Source organism: Vibrio sp. Hep-1b-8 (assembly GCF_006124995.1).
Lineage (GTDB): Bacteria > Pseudomonadota > Gammaproteobacteria > Enterobacterales > Vibrionaceae > Vibrio.
In genome coordinates this window covers 1-1,693 of record NZ_QEWN01000051.1, presented here as the reverse complement: position 1 = coordinate 1,693, position 1,693 = coordinate 1, and the positions used below count along the sequence as shown (strand labels likewise).

1 protein-coding gene and 2 pseudogenes are annotated in these 1,693 nt (G+C 43.5%); 2 read left to right on the top strand and 1 reads right to left on the bottom strand.

Going from position 1 to position 1,693, the window contains the following annotated elements; translation table 11 throughout:
* Together DA100_RS20925 and DA100_RS08105 are read left to right on the top strand one after the other, a co-directional pair.
* A partial coding sequence (locus tag DA100_RS20925) for a hypothetical protein (RefSeq protein ID WP_171052175.1) occupies window positions 1-315 on the top strand: 315 nt, incomplete at its 5' end.
* 194 nt (window positions 316-509) lie between these two features.
* Window positions 510-761: pseudogene (locus DA100_RS08105) on the top strand (transposase family protein); the annotation flags it as partial.
* A 180-nt stretch (window positions 762-941) separates the two neighbouring features.
* Here DA100_RS08105 and DA100_RS08095 read toward each other — a convergent pair.
* Window positions 942-1,397: pseudogene (locus tag DA100_RS08095) on the bottom strand (transposase); the annotation flags it as partial.
* Window positions 1,398-1,693: the final 296 nt, after the last annotated feature.

Genomic DNA, 1,693 nt, shown 5'->3' with positions numbered 1-1,693 from the left:
GTACCTTCTATTGTAGAGTACGACACTGAGTTTGCACATATTGCCGCTAGCATGGTGGGTAAATATATCAATAACTTCAGTGAGTCGTTTTTCTACATGGGGTTCTCGGGTAACCGCGATAAATATGGTGATTTGGGAACAGAAAACTTCTACACTCTTATGACATACGGCACTGTCAGTGGAAACAACTTCAGGACAGGTACTTTTGGTATTTTGAATAACTTGACAGGTTACAGAGGCCATTTTTGGAACCACTTTAATGGGCAACGCGCATTACGGGGACTTAACATGCGTTGTATGAAGGAGTACAAGTAATAAGCGATCTGAAGTTGCTTTGGATGGCCCCCCAAAATGGGGGGCTACTTTTGTTGTTCTAGGGTGCCGCTTGGAAAACGGAAAATATCCCAGGGTGAGATCGCGAACATTTTCTAACCACTTAGAATGATCGGTTTGACGATCATATCTAGCTGTGATCATATACTCTCTTTTAAGAAAGAGACCTACCCACAATGCATATCGATGAGTTTAAAGAGTACTTCCATTTAGTCGCAGATAAGCGCCAATCAGCAAAGGTTACGTATTGCTTGTTTGAGGTTCTGTTCGGCTCATTGTGCGCTGTTATTGCTGGTGCCAAAGGTTGGTTTGATATTCGTGAGTACATCCTTGGTCATCATGAGTGGTTTAAACGTAATGGTATGTTTGTTAATGATATTCCTGCCGATGATACGATTGCTCGCATTATCTCTAAGATAGAACCAGAGTAAGCGTTCACCAGTGGGTAGTTGACTTTCTTCTACAAGCCAAGAACGTTTGGATATGGCTGACGCGCAGTGAGCGCTTGCACGCTCTCCGTCAGTACAGATAAGCTTGATAGCCCATGCTTCTTGCAGGTTTCTACCAGCGTGTGCATTCTGCCTCTGAAAAGCGCATTGAGCGAGTCAAGGCGGAATCGGCGGAGCGGCTCGCTTGATGCGAATGGTTTCGTAGCACAATCTTGTGTCATAAGCACCATCGTCAGATATCTCTGCGATTTTTCGTCGAGATTGTCTGAGCAAATTAGGTAGCACTTCACCGTTGCTCGCATTCGATAAATCGAACTCAACAGCAATGATTTCATGCGTGTCGGTATCAACCGCTAAATGCAACTTTCTCCAGACACGGCGCTTCCCGTTAGTGCCATGCTTTTTAACTTTCCACTCGCCCTCACCTTAAATCTTTAGTCCTGTCGCATCAATGGCTAAGTCACTAAACAAGCGAGGTCTCACACGGTTTCCCTGTTTGATTTGCTTCCATAGCTGAATGGCTTCTTCACCAATCCAAAATGTCAGCGAGCCGCGATTACTCAAGGCTTGGTTATAGTGTTTCCAAATGGTTGTCTTGTAGCGAGGCTTGGGCATTGGTCTAAGTGAACTTAGCTGGTCAATTGCGTTAACTCACACTTTATTGTTAATGGTCAACTGGTGAACTCTAACTCCGGTGAAGCTAAATGGAGAAAAACTCTGACACAATCAGTTATAGATGATGTGATGCTTGGATCTAAGGAAAAGGTAAACTTCGACTGCTATATCATTCATTACAACATCATAATTCACCTGTATGTAAATTAACTATAGGTGACTATTTGGTAAGCGTTCACCAGCACCGTGTTGACTAAGTGTTTAGGTAAAAACTCGTGTGTTTAAGATCGAGCACA